Annotated in this window: 15 protein-coding genes and 2 pseudogenes; 12 read left to right on the top strand and 5 right to left on the bottom strand. The window is 69.3% G+C overall.

Annotated elements, in window-relative coordinates:
* Positions 1 to 33: 33 nt before the first annotated feature.
* Complete coding sequence (locus OHB56_RS14580; RefSeq protein ID WP_406359058.1) at positions 34 to 735, top strand: TerB family tellurite resistance protein; 702 nt, start codon at positions 34 to 36, stop codon at positions 733 to 735.
* A gap of 70 nt (positions 736 to 805) precedes the next feature.
* On the opposite strand, the gene OHB56_RS14575 is transcribed toward OHB56_RS14580, so the two are convergent.
* On the bottom strand, positions 806 to 1,240 hold the full coding sequence (locus OHB56_RS14575; protein ID WP_406353698.1) for a GNAT family N-acetyltransferase: 435 nt from the start codon (positions 1,238 to 1,240) through the stop codon (positions 806 to 808).
* A 495-nt stretch (positions 1,241 to 1,735) separates the two neighbouring features.
* Here OHB56_RS14575 and OHB56_RS14570 point away from each other — a divergent pair, with 495 nt between their 5' ends.
* The 9 genes and pseudogenes from OHB56_RS14570 to OHB56_RS14530 form a co-directional block, all read left to right on the top strand.
* Entirely contained in the window at positions 1,736 to 5,983 is a 4,248-nt protein-coding gene (locus OHB56_RS14570) for a caspase family protein (protein WP_406353696.1), read from the top strand.
* Between the two features lie 27 nt (positions 5,984 to 6,010).
* Complete coding sequence (locus OHB56_RS14565) at positions 6,011 to 6,874, top strand: hypothetical protein (RefSeq protein WP_406353695.1); 864 nt, start codon at positions 6,011 to 6,013, stop codon at positions 6,872 to 6,874.
* Between the two features lie 130 nt (positions 6,875 to 7,004).
* Positions 7,005 to 7,748 (top strand): SCO2525 family SAM-dependent methyltransferase, encoded by a 744-nt coding sequence (locus tag OHB56_RS14560; protein ID WP_406353693.1) that lies wholly within the window; start codon positions 7,005 to 7,007, stop codon positions 7,746 to 7,748.
* Between the two features lie 62 nt (positions 7,749 to 7,810).
* On the top strand, positions 7,811 to 9,655 hold the full coding sequence (locus tag OHB56_RS14555; protein WP_406353692.1) for an SCO2524 family protein: 1,845 nt from the start codon (positions 7,811 to 7,813) through the stop codon (positions 9,653 to 9,655).
* Positions 9,656 to 9,658: 3 nt separating this feature from the next.
* Positions 9,659 to 10,576, top strand: coding sequence for an SCO2523 family variant P-loop protein (locus OHB56_RS14550; RefSeq protein WP_406353690.1), 918 nt, complete (start codon positions 9,659 to 9,661; stop codon positions 10,574 to 10,576).
* Entirely contained in the window at positions 10,573 to 11,538 is a 966-nt protein-coding gene (locus OHB56_RS14545) for an SCO2522 family protein (protein WP_406353688.1), read from the top strand. The genes OHB56_RS14550 and OHB56_RS14545 overlap by 4 nt, the downstream gene beginning before the upstream one ends.
* 1 nt (position 11,539) lies before the next feature.
* On the top strand, positions 11,540 to 12,574 hold the full coding sequence (locus tag OHB56_RS14540) for an SCO2521 family protein (RefSeq protein WP_406353686.1): 1,035 nt from the start codon (positions 11,540 to 11,542) through the stop codon (positions 12,572 to 12,574).
* An 86-nt stretch (positions 12,575 to 12,660) separates the two neighbouring features.
* Entirely contained in the window at positions 12,661 to 13,965 is a 1,305-nt protein-coding gene (locus OHB56_RS14535) for a hypothetical protein (RefSeq protein ID WP_326752662.1), read from the top strand.
* 264 nt (positions 13,966 to 14,229) lie between these two features.
* Positions 14,230 to 14,464: pseudogene (locus tag OHB56_RS14530) on the top strand (MMPL family transporter); the annotation flags it as partial.
* 55 nt (positions 14,465 to 14,519) lie between these two features.
* Here the strand turns inward: OHB56_RS14530 and OHB56_RS14525 are convergent.
* Entirely contained in the window at positions 14,520 to 15,398 is an 879-nt protein-coding gene (locus OHB56_RS14525; protein WP_406353684.1) for a cyclase family protein, read from the bottom strand.
* Positions 15,399 to 15,582: 184 nt separating this feature from the next.
* Positions 15,583 to 15,741: a hypothetical protein gene (locus tag OHB56_RS14520; protein WP_406353682.1), complete on the bottom strand. Its 159-nt coding sequence runs from the start codon at positions 15,739 to 15,741 to the stop codon at positions 15,583 to 15,585.
* A 41-nt stretch (positions 15,742 to 15,782) separates the two neighbouring features.
* On the opposite strand from OHB56_RS14520, the pseudogene OHB56_RS14515 reads away from it, so the two are divergent.
* Positions 15,783 to 16,586: pseudogene (locus OHB56_RS14515) on the top strand (sensor histidine kinase); the annotation flags it as partial.
* The gene (locus OHB56_RS14510; protein ID WP_406353681.1) at positions 16,583 to 17,245 is read left to right on the top strand and encodes a response regulator; all 663 of its coding nucleotides are present in this window, start codon (positions 16,583 to 16,585) and stop codon (positions 17,243 to 17,245) included. The pseudogene OHB56_RS14515 and the gene OHB56_RS14510, both read left to right, overlap by 4 nt.
* 79 nt (positions 17,246 to 17,324) lie before the next feature.
* Here OHB56_RS14510 and OHB56_RS14505 read toward each other — a convergent pair whose 3' ends face one another.
* Both OHB56_RS14505 and OHB56_RS14500 read right to left on the bottom strand, forming a co-directional pair.
* Positions 17,325 to 17,609, bottom strand: a complete 285-nt coding sequence (locus OHB56_RS14505; protein WP_326752658.1) for a hypothetical protein — start codon at positions 17,607 to 17,609, stop codon at positions 17,325 to 17,327.
* A gap of 314 nt (positions 17,610 to 17,923) precedes the next feature.
* Positions 17,924 to 19,435 carry an alpha/beta fold hydrolase gene (locus OHB56_RS14500; protein ID WP_406353679.1) on the bottom strand — a complete coding sequence of 504 codons (1,512 nt, stop codon included), beginning with the start codon at positions 19,433 to 19,435 and terminating at the stop codon, positions 17,924 to 17,926.
* Positions 19,436 to 19,495 lie beyond the last annotated feature (60 nt).

The following is a 19,495-nucleotide window of genomic DNA, read 5'->3' as shown; positions in this document are numbered from 1 at the left end:
GGCGATGAGGCCGGGGCGATGCGGAGGTGCGACGTGCTGCCAGGACGGGGACCCGACGGCCGTGCCGCCGTCACCAGACTTTCGCGCCTGCTGGGCACCCGGACCGCGTGGACGGCCGTCGGCGACGGTGAGTTCTTCTGCCCCGGCTGCGGCGGCGACCGCAACTACCGGCGGCTGACCGGACAGCGTCGCTTCGCCCTCCTCGGCGTACCCCTGCTGCCCCGCGGCGCGACCGGCCCGGTCGTCGAATGCGCCGCCTGTCGCTGCCACTTCGGCACCGACGTCCTGGACCACCCCACCACCACCCGCTTCTCCGCGATGCTCCGCGACGCCGTGCACACCGTCGCCCTCGCGGTGCTGGCCGCGGGCGGCACCTGTGCGCGCGGCCCCCTGGAGACCGCCGTGACCGCCGTCCGCGCGGCCGGCTTCGACGACTGCACCCAGGACCAGCTGGCGGCCCTCGTCGAGGCGCTGGCCGCCGACACCGGCCGCTTCACCGGCGAGCCCTGCGCGGCGGGCCTCGCCATCGAACTGCACGAGGCCCTGGACCCGCTGGCCCCGCACCTCGCCGCCGCGGGCCGCGAATCGATCTTCCTCCAGGGTGCCCGCATCGCCCTCGCCGACGGCCCCTACACCCCCGCCGAACGCGACACGCTGTCCACCATCGGCGCCGCCCTCACCATCTGCGCGACCGACGTGACCCGCCTGCTGACGGCGGCACGGACACCGTCCTGAGGTGGCGTCGTCGCGGCCGAGGGGCGTCACTCGTTGTCCCGGAATGCCTACTGCGGCCCCGCGAGGAAGATCAGGCAGCTCCGGAGAGGTTGAGTCGCATGATCAGGCGATGTTCGCCCGGACCGAAATAGTCGCTGCGGAAACCGTTTCCGGGCTGCTCGGGTACGAAGCCCAGGCATTCGTAAAGCGTGACCGCCACGTTGTTCCCCGGCTCCACGGTGAGTCGAACGACGTGGATGCCGTCGCTGCGCAGTTGTTTGAGGATCGCCGCCATCAGCAGCCGCCCCAGGCCCTCCCCGCGATGGTCCATCGCCACGCACAAGCCCAGGATCCAGCTCTCACGGCTGAGGGCGGAGGTCGCCGCCAGTACATATCCGTGGATGTGTTCGTCGTCATCCAGGACCAGGAAGTGCCGGCTGTAGATGTCGACCAACTGGCGCATGAGGAAGTACGGGTATGCGACCTCCTTGAAGACTCTTTCATCGAGGATGTGCAACTCGGCCACGTCCGCCGAATCTGCCTGTCGAAGGGTGAGAGATCGATCGGGTGATGTCCGGATTTGTGCCGGCTCTGTGTTTCGGAGCTCGGACGCCATCTGTGCCTCACTGTCTTCGAGTGAACCTGGTCGCCGCGCGGCATGTCCCCTGTACGAGTGTGTTGTGTAGTCTGCGGCTCTACGTCAGCGTCATCTGCCAACTCGACTGCTACAAGAGGGCTTTGGGGGCGCATGAGAGGCATGCCGGGAGGTGGGGATGCTTGGGGCGAGGCGATGCGCGACTGTCCGGGAGGTTGGCAGAGTAAGAGGTGTGAGGGTTAGGGACACTCTTGAGGCTCAGTACTCGTCGCCCTCCCTCGGAGGCGCTGGGTGCGAGGAGGCGGATGTGATGGCGGATGGGAGAAGCTGCGGCCTTCCGGGGCATGGACGCCCGAGAACGGGCCGCCGCCGATGAGCCGGGATGATGGGTTAAGAGGACCGCGACGGCTGCTCATCGCCACAGCTGTGGCGCATCTGCCCCGCTCCCCGGTCGGGAGTCGTCCCGGGCTTGTCCAGGCACGGCAGAAGATCATCGACCTGTTCACCACTCGCCTCGGATACACACACATCAGTGACCTGGGGCTGGATCCTGACCGGAACGCACTCCTGGACCAACTGGAGCGCTTCGCCACTTCGGAGGACAGGCGTCCGGACGACATGGTCGTCGTCTATCTCGCCGGACACGGTCAGTTACTCGGGTCGACACCCCGCAGGCACATGTTCTTCCCCGCCGACAGTGACCTGTCGAAGCCGAAGCAGGCGCTGCCGACGTCCCAGATCGCCTCGGTCCTGCTCGACGACACGAACATCAAGCAACTGCTCTTCGTACTCGACACATGCCACGCCGGCCAGGGGGCGGGAGATTCCGTGGCGGCCGCGCTGGAGAGCTTGCGCAGGAGTCCGGACAACGACAGCGCGGGTGTCGCATTCATCGCCTCAGCTCAGCCGGCTCAGTCCGCACTGGTCGATGCCCTGCCCGATCTGCTCACCGCCGCTGTGGACAGCCTTGCCACCGCTGGCGAAAAGCCTGAGTACCTAACCCTCGGTTCACTCGTTGCTCACATGAACGCAGACATCAACAGGCCACCGACACAGAGCATCGAGTGGCACGCGGCCAAGATGCTCGGTGATGTGCCGGCGTTCTTCCCGAATCCACGGCGGCACAGCCGCCCGTTCGAAGCAGATCTCGCGATGCAGCAAGCGATCGAATGGCAGGCACAGGCGGAGCGCAGAGAAACCGAACTGGCCAGGCGCATGCTGATGCGTGCCAAGGCGTCGTTCGGCGATGAGGGCGGCTGGTGGTTCAGGGGCCGCAGGCGAACACTCACCGAGCTCACTGGGTGGCTGGAAGGGCCGGGCTCACCATCGGCGGCTCTGGTGGTCACCGGTGGGCCCGGTTCGGGAAAGACCGCCGTTCTGGGCCTGGTCGCGGCGCTCACCAGCGAGGAGCGCCACCACAGCGTCCCGATCCGCCTGCTCGACCTGCCGCAGTCTGCGGTACCCCGGCCCGGATCGGTCGACGTGGTCATTTATGCGCAAGCCCTCACCGACGAGGACGTGCTCAACGGGCTGGCGGCAGCCGCCGGTTTGCGGGCCTTGACGGTGGGAGCCCTGCTCGACGCGGTGGCGAACAGGCAACGCCCGTTCACCGCGATCATCGATGCTTTGGACGAGGCCGCTACTCCCAACTCGCTGGTGACGCAGCTGATCCAGCCGATCATCCGGTTCGGCAACGGCAAAGTGCGCCTTCTTCTCGGAACCAGACCCCACCTGCTCAGACATCTGCAGCGAGATGTGAAGGTGAAGATTGTCGATCTGGACAACGAGACCTACGCGGACCGAGCTGCGCTCGCGACCTACGCTCGCCAGGGACTGACGGAGTCGCGGCTCGACAGCCCTTACGCCGGCGTGCTTCCGGCGCTGGTGAGTGAGGTTGCCGATGCCGTCGCTGAGGCAGCCTTCCCGTCCTTCCTGGTCGCCCGCATCGTTTCCGGGACCCTGGCCGCGCAGGGTGCGGTTGCCGACCCCCGGGATCCGGAGTGGCGTCAGGCACTGCCGAAGACCGCAGACTTGGCAATGGCGCAGGACCTGGACGAGCGACTCGGTGCGGAGGCCGACCGTGCGCGGGATCTTCTGCGTCCCCTTGCCTACGCGGAGGGCCAAGGGCTGCCCTGGGAAGACATCTGGAGTGCGCTGGCTTCTCGCTTGTCGGGACGCTCCTACAACGACGAGGACCTTCTGTGGCTTCAGCATTCCACCGGCCGCTATGTCGTGGAGGCAACCGAGTTCGGTCGTTCGGCGTACCGCCTCTATCACCAGGCCCTGGCTGAGCATCTACGGCGGGACGAGAACGCGAGAGAGGCCCAGAGAGCATTCGTCGAGGTACTGACGCGCCTTGTTCCCCGTACGTCTCTCCGTCGTCTCGACTGGCCGCGTGCCCATCCCTACACGCTGCACCATCTCGCCACTCATGCTGCCGTCTCCGGTGAACTGGACGAACTGGTGACGGACTCCGAGTACCTCGTACACGCCGAGCCCGCGCCTCTGCTGGCGGTCCTGGACAGGCTCACGACGGAGCGGGCCCTTCGGCTGGCAGACCTGTACAGGACATCGGCCGGCGATCACCGACGTGCCAGCCCAGGAGTCCGGAGGGATCTGCTGGCGCTCGACGCGCTGCGTTTCAAGGACCGGGACCTCTCACGCCGCTTGAGCCGCAACAGTCTCTGGCGTCCGGTATGGGCCACCGACAGCCAGACCGCCCGGGCCTCGGTCGAACGGCCCGGAGCCGTCAACGCGGTTGCCTGCGGAGAAGTGAGTGGTCGCCCGGTCGCCGTCAGCGGGAGCACCGATGGCCTTGTGCGCGTCTGGGACTTGCGCACGGGTGAGCTCTGCTCTGTTCTTGCCGGTCACCAGGGAGCGATCAACGCGGTTGCCTGCACGAAGGTGAACGGCGTGTCCGTCGCGTTGTCCGGGGGCGATGACTACACCGTGCGGGTATGGGATCTGTCGACAGGGGAGAGTCTGGCGGTCCTGAGTGCTCAGGGAGGAGCCGTCAACGGGCTGGCCTGCGCGCTCGTGAACCAGATGCCGGTGGCTGTCGTCGGTGGTGGTGACGCATCGGTCAGGCTGTGGGATCTGGTCACCGGGGACCAGTTGGCCTCCCTCGTCGGCCATCCGGGGGCGGTCAATGGAGTCTCCTGCATCACCGTGAGGGATGTACCGCATGCGATCAGTGTGGGAGCCGACGGCTCCGTCCGCCTCTGGGACCTGCAGGAGCGGACGGAACGTGTGGCCTTCGCCGGCCACAGCAGTTGGGTGTGGGCGGTGTCGTCCACACGGGTCAACGGCACCTCGGTCGCTGTCTCCGGCGGCGGTGGGGACGGGCACCTGTGTGTGTGGGATCTGGAAAGGCGTGAGGCTCTGCGGGTGCTGAGCGGCGACACAGGCTGGGTGAACGGGGTGGCTTGCATCACCGTCGACGAACGACCACTGGCGGTGGTGGGCGGGGGCGATTACACGGTTCGCGTGTGGGACCTGGTGCGTGGCGAACCTTCTGCCGTGCTGGAAGGCCATGCCGGCGCTGTCAACGCTGTCGCGGCGACCGAGGTAGACGGTACTCCCGTGGCCGTGACCGGCGGTGCAGACGGTTCCGTGCATGTCTGGGACGTACGGGCCGGAGCACGGCGTCTTCTGCTGGGTGTGGAGGAGGGCCCCGATTCGGCCGCCGCCACGGCGGGGCAGGAGGGGACCGCGCGTACCGGCGCTTCGGGGCAGCGGCCGCCGACAGGCGGGAACGGCCACACCGGGTGGCTGTGGTCTGTGGCGCACACGAAGATCAAGGGCTCGTCGGCCGTACTGACAGTGGGAGGGGACGGTGACGGGGCGGTACGCCTCTGGGATGCACGTACCGGAGATCAGATTGCCGTGCTCACCGGATATACGGGCGCGGTGAACGCGGTCGCCTGTGCAGATGTCGACGGAGTACCGGTCGCCGTCGTGGGGGGCGGCGGCACCTACTCGTTGCATGTCTGGGATCTGGAGACCTGTCGGCACGAGAGCGTGCTGAGGGGGCATGAGGACTGGATCTGGGGTCTGGACACCACCCAGGTCGACGGGCGCGCGGTGGCCGTGTCCGGTGACGCGTCGGGAATCATGCGCGTGTGGGACCTGAAGTCCGGCGAGAACCTTTGTTCCGCGGAGGCTCACTCAGGAGTGGTGAACGGAGTTGCCTGCACGCGTCTCGGCGGTCGCCACGTGGCCGTCACTGTCGGCGACGACGGCGTCATGTGCACCTGGGACCTGCTCACCGGTCGGCGGATCAGCGCTCTGACAGCCCACTCCGGTGCGGCTCACGGTGTGGCCTGTGCGCGTGTCGACGAGCTGGACCTGGCCGTCAGTGTGGGTGACGACGGTGCGATGCGGGCCTGGGACCTGTCGACCACCGACGAAGTGGCCGTTCTGCCGGGTCACACCGGTGTGGTGAACGGGGTGGCAACCGGCCGTGTCGACGGTCTGCCAGTCGCGGTCACGGTGGGCGACGACTACACGGTACGGGTCTGGAATCTGCACAAGCGGACCGAAATGCTGTGCTGGGCCACGCCCTATCCGGCGCGCGCGATTTCACTCAGCGACGATGGGGATTTCGTTGTCGGCACGGGCCACGAGATCGTTGCGTTCGAGATGGGTACGTCCACTGACTTCGACCGACGCTAGCCATGTGACGCTGTAACGGAGGACGCGATGGCACGTGTTGTCTGCGTACACGGTGTGGGCAAACAACAGCTCGGCGAGCAGACGTTGCTGAGCCAGTGGACACCGGCGCTGCACGACGGGATGCGCCGGGCCGGTTCGGCGACGAGGCTCGCGGATTCCGACATGAGGATGAGCTTTTACGGTGATCTGTTCCTGCCGCCGGGACAGCGTCTGGCCGGCGACGACCCCCACTACGAGTGGTGGGACGTATCGGCCGGACCGGAGACGGAACTGCTGCTGCAATGGTGGGAGCATGCCGCTGCGGCGGAACCGCAGGTCGTGGCTCCGGAAGCCCAGAACCTCCTCGCCGGTGTCGGTCCGATGGTCCAATCGGCACTGCTTGCGCTGTCAGGATCGAGGTTCTTCGCAGGTCTCGCTGAGAAAGCGCTCATTTTCGATTTGAAACAGGTGGTCCGCTATCTTGCCGAGCCCGAGCTGCGCGCCGCTGCGCGTGACCGGGTGCGGCAGATGATCGGAGCAGACACCCGTGTGGTTGTCGCACATTCTCTCGGCAGTCTTGTGGCGTACGAGGCGCTGTGTTCCATTCCTGAGCACGACGTGAGGTCTTTGGTCACCCTGGGGTCACCCTTGGGCATACCAAATCTGATATTCGACCGCGTTGATCCGGCACCGAGGCGAGGAGTGGGTCGATGGCCAGGAAATCCGTCCTCCACCTCTTGGACCAATGTTGCCGATGCCCGGGACGTCGTGGCTCTGGTGAAGGATCTTCGTCCGTGTTTCGGCCTGGACGTCGCCTGCCACCTGGTGTCCAATGGGTCCCACGTGCACGATGTTACCCATTACCTCACCAAGAAGGAGACGGGAGCGGCGATCGCAGTCGCATTTGGATGACGGTCTGTGGCTGGATTACTCCTGGTAGTCTCACGCCTGTCAGGTAATTGTTACGGTAGGGCCGGGCACGTATTCACGCCGGCCTGCCGTCGCGTATGTGCTCTTCGGCCTGGGGCGGAAGGTTGGCAGAATGATTCGGAATGCAGATGCGCCTTGGTCGGCGTTTGCCCCGGACGCGTATATTGACATCAATTACCGCATCTCTGGTGAGGCCGACCTGGAGATCGTGCGGCTCATGCGTGATCACTTCAGCCGTAGCTTCGGCGTCACGGCCGCCCGCTCGGCTCGGGGCGTCGATGTAGGTGCGGGCCCGAACCTCTATCCGGCGCTGGCAATGCTGCCATGGTGTGACAAGATCACTCTTCTTGAGTATGCGCTCCCCAACATCGCGTACTTGGAGCGGCAGGCGTCCGATCCGGGGTTTGACGCCGTGTGGGATGCGTTCTGGGAGGTTCTCAGCAAGGACCCGGCCTACCAGGCCGTCGAACCAAGGAAAAGGTTCGGTGAGATCGTCCGGGTGGAGCGTGCCAATCTGTTCGACCTCGAAGGCTGGCAGCGTTGGGGCATGGGGACGATGTGCTTTGTCGCAGAGTCGATGACGGAGTGCCCCGCCGAGTTCGAGCGCGGCGTCCGCACCTTCATGAACATTCTGGAGGCAGGTGCACCGTTCGCTGCCGCGTTCATGAAGGAGTCCCAGGGGTACATCGTCAATGGGATCCGGTATCCGGCATTCCGGGTGGCCGCCGAGAGGGTCGAGGGAATCGTGGGTGAGTACGCGGAGGATCTCGTTGTGCATGATCTTCAACACACGGTGCGGGAGGGGCACGAGGGAATGTTGTTGGCGCTCGGAAGGCGTAAAAGTAATTGTTTCTGATGGTAACTGATGGGAATCATGCCTGAGGTGCCGGTTCGCCGGTCTCTACGAGGGGTGCAGGGATGCAGATCAAGCCACGTCAGCATTTGCTGGAGCTCTGGCGGTCTGCGGCCCGCCACTCGTTCGACGACGGCAAGCTCGTCTGGGGGGACACCGACGGGTTGAGCAGTGTCGCGGACGCGGAGCGGCTGCTGTGTCTGCTGTATCCCGCCACCGAGATTCCCGCGTTCCGTCTGGACCAGCCGGACACCACCGAGCGGGACGTGCTGAGTGCGCTGGAACAGGTCGGCAGCCGTCTGGAGATCCCCCCGAACCTGATCACCGCGCTGACCCAGTTCATGCGTACCTACACGGGATCCGACGACAGTCCCACCTTCGCCGGTGGACCGTACTTCAAACCTGCCGACCCTGACGAGGAACTCACTTATGAGCAGGGAAAGTTAGGAGTCGTCGACTCCTATTCCATGTCCGTTACGCTCTGTCTCGCCACCCTCGGGTTCCTGAAGGTCTACGAGAGCAGCACCACCCGCCCCGAAGTGCGCAGGGCGCTCAGCGAACTGAGAGACGCCACCAACACACGGCTGACCGCCGCGATGGTCAGCCTGCTGCGCTCCTTCACCGTCAACGTCTTCGACGCCGAGTCCGAACAGGGCCGGCGGCTGATCCAGGTCATCGGCCAGGACAGACACTCCGACCGGGCGGTGCTCCAGCAGTTCTCCCGCCGTTTCCGCCCGCTGCGCGCCACCATCATCGAGAGCCTCAGCCGCGGCATCCAGGTCGACGAGAGCATCCGCGACGAAAGCCAACTCTTCGAGTGCGGCTGGGCCTGGGGCGTGGTCAAGGACGCACCGCAGATCACCGACCTGGACGTGCAGGTACCGGGCCAGCCCGACGGCATCGCCGACCGGCTGCCCTACGTGTACTTCACAGTGGTCGCCCTGGACGGTATCCAGGACCTCTTCTCGGAGCGCACCCTCACCCTGGGCCTGCTCAACGCAGACCAGCAAAAACTCGCCGAGGCACTCCGGCTGCGATGGGAGCTCAGCCAGCAGTATTGGTCCGCCGTCGCCCGCTTCGGCAATGTCCGCTGGCCCCTGGAGGACCTCCCCTGGCAGACCACCGGACTGCGCCTGGAATCGGAGTACTTCTCCTTGACCGTCGCGGCCATCCTCGTCCACGACCTGGTCCGCCGGAAGGCCACCGACGACGACCTCACCCGCACCGTCGCCATCATGGAACGCCTCGCCGACCGCGGCCGCGTCACCAGCAGACTGACCAGGAACGATCCCGTCGTCCGGCTGCACGATCCGGGCGTGCTGATGCCGCTCGCCGGATCCGAACGCTCCGGGTCGCTCCTCCAGTGGCGGATGACCGACTTCTCGGCCCAGCTGCTCAAGCGGACCGTCCAGCTCGCCGAACTCTCCCGGAACATCGACGCGCAGGACCGGCTGCTGCGCCTCGCCGAGCAGACCTTCGAACACCTGTGGAACCGAAGGATCGAGGAAGGCCCCGGCGCCGGTCTCTGGGACAACGTACGGGCCGTCTACCCGGACGCGCACGGCATCACCCGCCGCCTGTCCTGGAGCGTCACCGAGCGCGTCACGGAATGTCTGGTCGCCGCCCGCAACCTGTACGAGCAGCAGCCCATCCGCAGCCCGGAACTCGCCGAGCTCGCCCGGGACCTGCTCAGCGAGGCCACCCACCTGTTCGGCAAGGAGCAGCTGGAGGCGTCCACCACCGCCGACGGGAGCCGCGGACGGGCCATGCGGAGCATAGAGAGCCGCCTGGACCACGCCCGCGGTCTGGTCGACGACCGGCCCGCCACCGCCTTCGCGCTCGCCCTGCCCGTGCTCCAGGAACTCGACACCCTGGCCCAGGCCCGGAACGCCGCCGCACAGGAGGGCTGAGCAGTGCTCGTCTTCGCCGCCTCCGACAAGGGAGGCACGGGCCGCTCGGTCACCAGCGCCAACCTGGCCTACCAGCGCGCCCTCACCGGTGACCACGTGGCCTACGTGGACTTCGACTTCGGATCGCCGACCGCCGCCGCGGTCTTCGACGTCCCCAGCGCGATGCGCGGCATCGCGGAGCGGGGCCTGCACTCCTACCTCGAGGGCGAGGCCGACGAGCCGGCCGGCATCGACATCTGGCGGCACACCGAACACCCCATGCTGCGGGCCCGGCAGAACCAGTCCGGCCGCCTGGTCCTCTACCCCGGCGACATCGGCGGCGGCGAATTCGCCACCGGCGAGGACGCCCTGGAACGGTGCATCGACCTCCTGCTGCGGCTCAACGGCGAGTTCGACCTCGTCGTCGTGGACCTGAGCGCCGGCCGCAGCTACGCCGTCGACCTGGTCCTGGCGGCGACGGCCCACCCCCGGATGCGCCACGTCCCCTACCGCTGGCTCGTCTTCCACCGCTGGACCCACCAGCACGTCATCGCCGCCGCCGGTCTTGTCCACAAGGAGAACGGCATCGTCCGGAGCGGCGTCGACCGCGGACACGACGAGGAGACCCTGCAGGGCAACATCCGCTTCGTACGGGCCGCCGTACCTGACCCCGAGTCGCCCCTGTGGTCGCAGGTCTCGCACGCCCAGGAAGCCTGGATGCAGTCCTGCAACAAGGCGCTGCGCCGGCTCGCCGCCGACCAGCGCATCGGCGACAGCGTGGTCCTCGGCACCGTACCGCTGGAACCCATCCTGCAGTGGCGCGAACAGCTGATCACCGAGGACGATGTGCTCTCCACCCAGATTGCCAACAAGGAGACGCTGGAGGCGCTCGAGGAGATCGCACGACGCCTGACCGACGACTCCTGCTGGGGGCGGCCATGACGGACGCAGTGTTCCGCGAGACCACCGCCGAACCGCGTACCCAGGCGGTGCCGCTGTCCCACCTCTCCCTGGAGCTGGGCCACCTCTACATGGAAGACTTCGAGGCCGGTCCGGAGAACCTGCGGCGGCACTTCGCGCAGGTACGGCCCTGGGCGGACGCGGCGCGGGCCGCGACGGCCGCCCGGACGGACGGCAAACGCCCCCGGATCAGCACCTGCTTCCTGATCGACGACTACTTCACCCGCTTCTCCAGCCCCGCCGAACTCGTCCCGCTGCTGCTGGCGGAGGCGGACCGGGCCGGGCTGGCCGTCGACTACCTGGCACGCGAGTCCGGCTGCGCGGTCGCCGGCAAGGTGCCGGTCGCGGAAGCGGTGGCCGGCCGGCTCGTTGAGGAACCACCGCCCGGCAGCTACGGCCTGCGCCCGCCGGCCGCGCAGACCGGCTGGTTGGCCAACGGTGAGCGCAGCCCCGTCGCACGCGCCCCGCAGGCGATGAAGAAGGCTGCCGTCTGGCAGCCGCCCAAGGAGACCGCGTCCCGCCGCCACTCCGTCTTCCTGGACGTCGAACTCTGGAGCGACGCACCCGACGGGCAGCGCACCTGGTCCTGCCCCTTCCTCGCCGCGGTCTGGCAGCTCTCCCGCCTCGGGCTGCTGCGCACCGAGGGCGAGGCCGTCCTCGAACCCCAGCCGCACACCGCCGACGGCTTCCCCGAGGACTGGGACGAACTGCCCCTGCTGCTCCGGCTCAACCCCCGGGCGGACCCGTTCGCCGCGTACCGCACCTGCTCGGTGGTGCCCAACCGGTTCCTGCCCGTCGAGCACGCCGTCCGCGTCATCCTCGACCAGACCGAGGTGGACCCCGAAGCGCTGAGCCAGGTGGCCCGCCGGTCCACCGGGGAGAAGGTGCCCGTCCCCGACTCGGTCGCCGACCGCGTCTCCTACGTTTTCTACGCGGGGCCGTGACATGGGGCAGGCGAAGACCGCACCGCGTGTCGTGCTCGCCTGCGGCGAGGTCCGCACCTCGCTGCTGCCGGCCCTCCAGGCCCTCGACAGCCGGGCCGCCGCCCAGCTCCTCGGACTGCGCGCCGACGAACGCGTCCTGCTCTCCGAGCGCCCCAACCTCTACGGGCGCTCGCCCGACACGCTCACCGGCGTCGACTGCCCCCTGCCCAGCGCCAACGGCGCCCGGGTCCGCGCCGTCGGCACGGTCGCCGCACGGGCAGCGCTCACCGAGGGACGCCTGCTCCAGACCTCCGCGTACTTCACGATGCCCGCCACCGGCCCCGACCACCGGCAGCCGTGGGGCCACTACCTGGTACGGCCCGGCGTGGTCGAGCCGTTCGGGAAGCTGCCCCACGAGGCGGTCGCCGCGGGCGTGCTGAACGGCGGGCGGCACGGCGATCTCGATGTCGGCCTGATCGCGGACGGACTGCACACCCGACTGCTGCGCCACCCCCTGCTCGACCACCGGCCGCCCCTCAGGTCCCGCCCCACCCGGCTCCGCTGGGTGGCCCTGCCCGCGGAACCGGGCGCCGGCCCGTCGATCGAGCGGTTCACCCTCGCCGAGGACGAGCTGCGCACGGTACGGCTCCGGGTGCCCGAGGGCACCCCCGGCGAGGGGCTCGCCGGGCTCTGCGACGACCTCGCCCTGCACGACTGGCTGCTCACCACCGTGGTCCGCATCCTCGACGGCATCCGGCTGGGGGCCGGCGCCGGGGCGGCCGGAGCACCGCCGGCCCGGCAGCGGCCGAGGCAGCGTCCGGGGGCGGGCGAGGAGCTTCCCGCCGTGGTCAGGGCGCTGCGGCCCGCCGTCGACCATCTGCTGCACCTGTGGATGCCGCGGGCCCGGGTGGCACAGGAGCTGGCGCCGCTCTGGGACGCGCTGGAGGAACGGCCCGGCTTCACCCGGCAGTGGCAGACCCTCGTGCAGCGCATCCGCGACCAGCTCACCCTGCACGCGATCCCCTCTCCCCACCGGGAGACGGACATGGGTCCCTGACCGGACACCGGGCAACCGCCGGACCCGGCCCCAAGCACATTTCCGCACCCCGAACCGACGCGTATCCCAACGGGGGGAAGAGCGAGATGAGCACGGCACCATCACCTGAGTCCGAGGGCATCCAGCCCGAACCCGGCACGGCGGTTCCCGCGCAGGCGGGACCGCCGGACGACCCGGGCAGCACGGCGTTACCCCCTTCGGCGGACTCACGCGCCGCACGCGCCGCACGCGCCACACCTGACGCGCCCGGCGAACCGGGCAGGCGGCCGGGCCCGGCCGCCTTCGCAGGGCAGCGCCCGCTGCTGGCCGCCCTGGTCCTCGGCCTCCTCGCCTGGGGCGTCGCCGCGCTGCTGGCCCCGGACGCCGGTACGGGGCGGCAGCTCGCCGCCGCCGCGCTCTGCGCCGGTGCCGTCGTGGCCGTCCAGTACGTCCTCGGCCCGGACCGCGAGGCGCGGGAGTGGCGGACGCGGGAGAGGCAGGACAGGTACCGGCGGGAACGGGAGAGGTGGGCGGAGGGCGTCCTGACCGGGACCGCGACCGAGGTGGAGAACACCGTGCGGGACGGTCTCCAGCGGTACGACGGCACCCTGAAAACCGGCCTCGCCCGGCACACCGAGGAGATGCGGACCGACCTGGGCCGGCACGCCGAGGACATGAAGCAACTGGTCGAGAGCCGCTTCGCCCAGCTGGACCGGTCCCCGCAGCCCTACCCGCCGCTGGACCGGGTCCGCATGGACGGCGTACCCGAACTGGCCCAGCGTTTCGCCGACGTCCTGGCGCCCGGCTCCCCGCTCCTCTACTCCTTCATCCGGCTGGAGATGCAGCGGGTGATCGAGCACATGTCGGCGCTCACCCGGCTGAGCGTGGAGAGCCACGGTGAGAACCACGACTGGATGCTCAGCCTCACCCACGTCGCGGAGCAGTCGATCTGCGCCATCAGCACGTCCGTCGACCGGGAGTTCTGGAACAGCGAGCCCGCCGGCCGCTACCTCGACGCGCAGAAGCAGGCGATCGAGGAGCACGGGGTGCCCGTACGGCGGCTGTTCCTGCTGGAGAGCGCCCGCGAACTCGACGACCGGCTGCTGCGGCTGTGCGACGAGCAGGAGGCGCTGCGCATCGAGGTGCGGGTGGCTGTCCTGCCCGAACTGCCGCCGCACATCCAGCGCGGCACCGCCAACGACTTCATCGTCTACGACGAGGAGGTCTCCTTCGAGATCGAGCAGGACCTGCGCGACGTCAACGTCCGAACCAGGCTCATCGCACGTCAGGACCATGTCCAGGACCAGATGAAGCGCTTCTGGAAACTCTGGGAGGCGGGGATGAGCATCCGCGAACTGGAGGTGCGGGTCGACGACGAGGAGGACGGCACCTGGATGGTCGACCGCACCTGAGCGGCCGCCCCGCCCGGCACCCTCTCCACGGCCCCGTCCTGCCCCGCCTCCGCCCGGCCCACGCCCCCGCTACTCCCCGGGGAGTAACTCGCCCCCCCGCGCCACCCTCCGCGGTACCGGTCACCTCGCCCTCGCGCCCGACGTGCCGGCCCTCCCGCGCCGGGCGGCTGGAGAGCGAACCGGGCAAGAGCGGGCCGAGCGGAGGGAGACGGTGACATGGGGGCCGTAAGGACACGTGCGGGGCGGGGGCGGGCGGTGCCCTGGGTGCTGGCCGCGCTGGTTGCCATGACCACCCTGCTGCCCGCCGTCCTGGTCCTGCTCGGCGCCGTGGTCGCCGTGTGGGGCGCGACCCTCGGCATCGGGGGGGCTGGTCTTCGAGCCGCTGTTCGGCTTCGCGGGCACCGACCCCGGCCTCGGCCTGCTCTCCTTCGTCTTCCTCGTCGCCCTCGGCGTCGACTACGGCATCTTCCTGATGCACCGGATGCGCGAGGAGCCCCTGGCGCCGCCCGGGCGGGAGTGCCCGAGGATCTCGAAGGGCGCTGATGATCGCTCGGTCAGAACATCGCGATGGGGTTGACCGGTACACCGGTCAGGCCGTGGATGCGGGGCGGGGCGACGGTGAGCAGGAAGCTGTAGCGCTTCAGTCGCGCGCACAACGCCGCGAGGTCATCCAGTTGGGGCACGTCGATCAGAGGCATCGCCATCCGGCCCAGCGCTACCCCGTGCAGCGGGGAGGGTTCGTCCGGGTTCAGGGGAGGATGCGCGTCACCCCTGTCCGGTGCGACGATGGCGACCCCTCGGCGGTGCATCCATCGCACCGCGTCCATGCTGATTCCCGGGCTCGGTGTGTCGTGGGGCCCGCGGCCCGTCCAGCCGAGTCGGACCACGAGTGCGTCACCGGAACCCACCTCGACTCCCTGACGCTTCTCGGCCTGTTCGAAGTCGTGTGACGTCACCGCGTAGGCGGGGGGAAGAGGCCCTTCGACGGCCAGATCGAGCAGGACCCCACGTGTCACTATTCCGGCGGCGAAAGCAGTCGTCGATGCGTGCGTGATGCCGACGGGGGTGACGACCTGGTCCCTCGGGCGGCCCGGATAGACCTGGCCGTCGGTCGACCAGTGCGCGAGTGCGTCGATGTGCGTCGACTTGAAGTGGTGGTTGTAGATCAACGAAAGATCGGCTGCCACTGGTCCACCGGTGTGGGACACCATCTGCTGCACCGGGGATGCATTGACCGTCTCGGGTAAGAACGGACTGAAGAACATCGCGCTCGGCGTGATCGGCTGTGCCAGTGACACCCACTGGCCGGTCCGCGCCTCCGCGGCGGCCCTGGCGCGTACTTCGTCGGTGATCAGGTTGAGGGTGCCGAGTTCGTCGTCCGCTCCCCATCGGCTCCAGTTGTCCGGCAGGTCCGTCTCACTCGTATCGGCCATGTCGATGGCCCCTTTCGTCATGATGTGCTCAGACCGCAATGGCCCGCGCAAAAGCTGCGTACTCGTGGTGGATGTGCGACCTCAGGGTAACGGAAGAGCATAGGCGTCGGTGATCCGGTCGGTCTCAACTCGGCCGCCCCAAAGGCAAGTTGACCGACGCCCACCGGGGGCGGTAACGCCGAGATCAGCGCAAGCCGGTGGGGGCCAGCCGGATCCATTCATCGTCCGGGGCCTTCTTGGCGTGCGGGGCGATCATCCCTGTGTTGAAGTTGGTGACCCGGTGCAGTTCCGCCTGGAAGATCGCCCGCTCGTAGGCGATCCAGGCTTCGCTCTCCTCCGACACAGGAACAGCTTCTGAACGGGCTCACCAACCCCGACGGCTTCATGGAACTGGTCTGCATCATCGGCTGGGTCGTCGCCGTGCTCTTCCCCGGCGTCGACGTCCGCTACTACCGGCAGTACGTCGCCGGGCTCGTCGAGCGGGCCGAACGCACCCGGGAGGAGGAGGCCCGCCGGCGGGTCGCGGAGGAACGCCTGCGCATCGCCCGCGACCTGCACGATCTGCTGGCCCACAGCATCACCCTCATCGGCGTGCAGACCTCCGTCGCCGCGCACGTCCTGGCCGCCGACCCGGAGCGGCTCGACCGGGAGACGGTCGCCAAGTCCCTCGACGACATCGCCGAGACCTGCCGGACGGCCCGCGGGGAAATCCGGACGACCCTGGAGGTGCTGCGGGAGGACGGGGCCGGGGGCGACGCCCGGGGGCCGCTGCCCGGTCTCGACGGCGTGCCCGACCTGGTGGAGGCGGCCCGGCTGGCGGGGGCGCGGGTCGAGCGGTCCGGCCGGTTCGGCACCGTCCCGCCCGCCGTCGGCGCCGCCGCGTACCGCATCGTGCAGGAGGCGCTGACCAACACCGTCCGGCACGCCGGACCCGAACCCCGTGTCGCCGTCGAACTGCGCACGGCCGACGGCGTCCTGCACCTGTCCGTCACCGACGACGGCACCGGCCCCACCCCCGGTCCCGCTCCCGGGTTCGGGTTGATCGGCATGCGGGAACGGGCCCGCAGCGTGGGCGGCGCACTCGACGCCGGGGCCCGCGCGGGCGGCGGCTTCCGGGTGACCGCGACCCTGCCCCTGACCACGACCGCCACCATGGCCACGACCACGGAAGGAACCAGGGCCGGATGACCATCCGTGTGCTGCTCGCCGACGACCAGACCCTCGTACGGGAGGCGTTCGCGATGCTCGTCGAGACGGCGTCCGACATGGAGGTCGTCGGCCAGGCCGCCACCGGCCGGGAAGCGGCCGAGCTGGCCCGCACCCGGCGCGCCGACCTCGTCGTCATGGACATCCGGATGCCCGACCTCGACGGCATCGAGGCCACCCGGCTGATCGCCGCCCACGAGGACCTCGCCGGGGTGAAGGTGCTCGTCCTGACCACCTACGACACCGACGAGAACATCGTGGACGCGCTCCGCGCCGGCGCCTCCGGCTTCCTGGTCAAGGACACCCGGCCCGCCGAACTCCTCGACGCGATCCGCACCGTGGCCGCCGGTGAGGCGCTGCTGTCACCGGGACCCACGGCACGACTGATCGCACGGTTCCTGCGCACTCCCCGGGGGCCGGTGACGGCCGGTCCCGAGTGCCTGTCGGACCGCGAGCGGGAGGTGCTCGCGCTGGTCGCGCGCGGGCTCAACAACACCGAGATCGCCGAGGCGTTGGGGCTGAGTCCGCTCACGGCCAAGACCCACGTCAGCCGGATCATGGGCAAGCTCGCGGCCCGCGACCGGGCCCAGCTGGTCATCGTGGCCTACGAGTCGGGGCTGGTCGCACCGGGAACGCAGTGACGGCGGCAACGGATGCCACGCCCTCCCGTACGCCTCGTTTCGCCTGGCCTGGCCTGGCCTGGCCTGGCCTCGCCTCGCGTCAGAGGGCGTGCTGCAGCCAGCGCTGGATCGTGTCGTTGATGTTGCCGGGCAGGGCGCTGAGCCTGTCGATGGCCTCGCGGTCCTCGGGGAGCGGCGGGATCCCGGCGGCGGTCAGGGCCGCGTGGAGTTCCAGTCGCCGCCGGTCCTGCGGATCGATGGCGATGTCCAGCCGCTCCGGCGGGCGCGGCGGCGCGATCGGGAAGTCGCCGTAGGCGCTCCCGTCGAAGGCGTACGGGTCGACGTAGGTGTGGTGGGGGCCGTACTCGTACGAGGTGGCGGTCACGTCGGTCTCCAAAGAATTGCGGTTCTACCTCACAGGAGACCGCCTTGGAGCCTGCCACGGGAACCGCCCCGCCGAAACGTCACGCCAACGGCGTCATAGCCAGGTCATCCTCCGGTCGGACCAACCGCTCAGCGGAAAAGCGGGAGTTGGGGGGAACCGGAGCGGGAGCACTCCACGGCATGAGCGAACGCCACATATTCGTACGCTTTCATCTGTATACCCACTAAGGCGCGAATCACTCCGTAACCGCACAACTGCGCAGCATCCCTGCAGGTTGTACGCCCGCAGCACACCGAACGATCATGCCCGAGCGGCTAGCGGCAGTACGTGTCCCGGGCGGGGCGTTCGCCCGTGGACAGGAAACGGGAGACCGCGGCGTCGCCGCAGGCGTTGCCGTCGGCGAGGTAGGAGCCGTGGCCGGTGGAGTTCACGGTCACCATCACCGCGCGCCCGCCCAGTGCCTCGCGCAGCTTCCTGGCGCCGGCGAGCGGGGTGGCGGCGTCCCGTTCGTTCTGTACGAGCAGCACGTTGGACGGCCCCCGGTCCGTGATCCTCACCGGTGCTCGGCGGGGCGGGTACGGCCAGGCCGCGCACGGCATCGCGTTGCGCGGCATCCCGGCCGTGAGCGGGAACGCGGCGCGGCTCTCGGCGACGTCCTTCTCGTACAGGGCAGGGGACTTGGGCCAGGCCACGTCGTTGCAGAGGGTCCCGGCGCCGACCGCGGCGACGTTCTGGAGCACCGCCTCCGGAGGGGTGGGCGGCGCGGGCGGCACCGTGCCCTTCCGCGCCGCCAGCATCAGCTTCGCCAAGGTCGGGTAACTGCCGGGCCGGTACAGGCTGTCCAGCATGGTCTGGCGCAGGACGTTGCCGTTCAGTTCCTCCGGGTTGGCACCCGGCCAGGGGATCGGCTCGCGGTCCAGACGGGCGGCGAGCCGCAGGAACAGCGGGCGCACCTCCGCGGCCGTCTCCGCCACCCGGTTCGGGTTCCCCGGCTTCGACGCCCACGCGGCGAAGTGCGGGAACACGTCCTCGACCCCCCGCTCGTGCCCGGCCAGCCAGGCTCGGGCCACCCGCTCGGGGTCCGGGTCGTCGTTGCTGTCCAGCACGATCCGGTCCGTCCGGTGCGGGAACATCTCGCGGTAGACGGCCCCGACGTACGTCCCGTACGACACGCCCCAGGCCGAGATCCTCCGCTCCCCGAGCGCCGCCCGGACACGGTCCAGGTCCCGGGCGTTGTTCGCCGTGCCGATGTGCCGGATCAGCTCACCGCCGTTGCGTGCGCAGGCGTCCGCGACGCGCTGTGCGGTGGCCGTGTTGCCGTCGACCGAGCCGTCGGGGGCCGGCCACGGGCGCAGTGTCGACAGCGCCAGGTCGCCGTGTTCCAGTCCGCAGTCCACGGCCGTGGAGGGAGCGAGGCCACGGGGTGCGAAGCCGATGAGGTCGTACTGGTCGCGCACCTCCTGCGGCAGCTTCCGCCCCTTCCCGGCCGGGTCGCCCAGACTCGAGCCGCCCGGTCCGCCCGGGATCAGGAACAGCGCGCCCCGCCGAGCACGGCCATCCTCGGCGGGGAGGCGGGACAGCGCGAGGGAGACGACCGGGCCGTCCGGGTCGGCGTAGTCCAGGGGGACGGGAAGCGTGGCGCACTCGGGGACCGGTTCGGCGCCCTCTGCGGCCTCGCCCTCGCAGGGTTCCCAGGAGAGGGCGGAGGGGGAGGAGTCGGGCGACGGTACGGGTTCGGCGGAGGCGGTGAAGGAGGGCGCCAGGGCGACCAGGACGGCTGCCGGTACGGCAGTGAGGACTCCGGTGTGACGTGTGGTGTGTGGCATGCGTACGAGCGTCCCGGACTCCCGTCACCACCCACATCCGGGCAACGGGCGTGTTCCTAC

Source organism: Streptomyces sp. NBC_01635, assembly GCF_045209715.1.
Classification (GTDB): domain Bacteria; phylum Actinomycetota; class Actinomycetes; order Streptomycetales; family Streptomycetaceae; genus Streptomyces; species Streptomyces hirsutus.
This window is presented reverse-complemented; position numbering and strand designations above follow the sequence as displayed.

What these genes read in the sequence shown, in the direction of transcription:
- OHB56_RS14565 (WP_406353695.1), top strand. Translation starts at nt 6,011, where the DNA reads ATGGCACGTGTTGTCTGCGTACACGGTGTGGGCAAACAACAGCTCGGC.
- OHB56_RS14545 (WP_406353688.1), top strand. Translation starts at nt 10,573, where the DNA reads ATGACGGACGCAGTGTTCCGCGAGACCACCGCCGAACCGCGTACCCAG.
- OHB56_RS14525 (WP_406353684.1), bottom strand. Translation starts at nt 15,398, where the DNA reads ATGGCCGATACGAGTGAGACGGACCTGCCGGACAACTGGAGCCGATGG.
- OHB56_RS14535 (WP_326752662.1), top strand. Translation starts at nt 12,661, where the DNA reads ATGAGCACGGCACCATCACCTGAGTCCGAGGGCATCCAGCCCGAACCC.
- OHB56_RS14500 (WP_406353679.1), bottom strand. Translation starts at nt 19,435, where the DNA reads ATGCCACACACCACACGTCACACCGGAGTCCTCACTGCCGTACCGGCA.
- OHB56_RS14540 (WP_406353686.1), top strand. Translation starts at nt 11,540, where the DNA reads ATGGGGCAGGCGAAGACCGCACCGCGTGTCGTGCTCGCCTGCGGCGAG.
- OHB56_RS14560 (WP_406353693.1), top strand. Translation starts at nt 7,005, where the DNA reads ATGATTCGGAATGCAGATGCGCCTTGGTCGGCGTTTGCCCCGGACGCG.
- OHB56_RS14555 (WP_406353692.1), top strand. Translation starts at nt 7,811, where the DNA reads ATGCAGATCAAGCCACGTCAGCATTTGCTGGAGCTCTGGCGGTCTGCG.
- OHB56_RS14510 (WP_406353681.1), top strand. Translation starts at nt 16,583, where the DNA reads ATGACCATCCGTGTGCTGCTCGCCGACGACCAGACCCTCGTACGGGAG.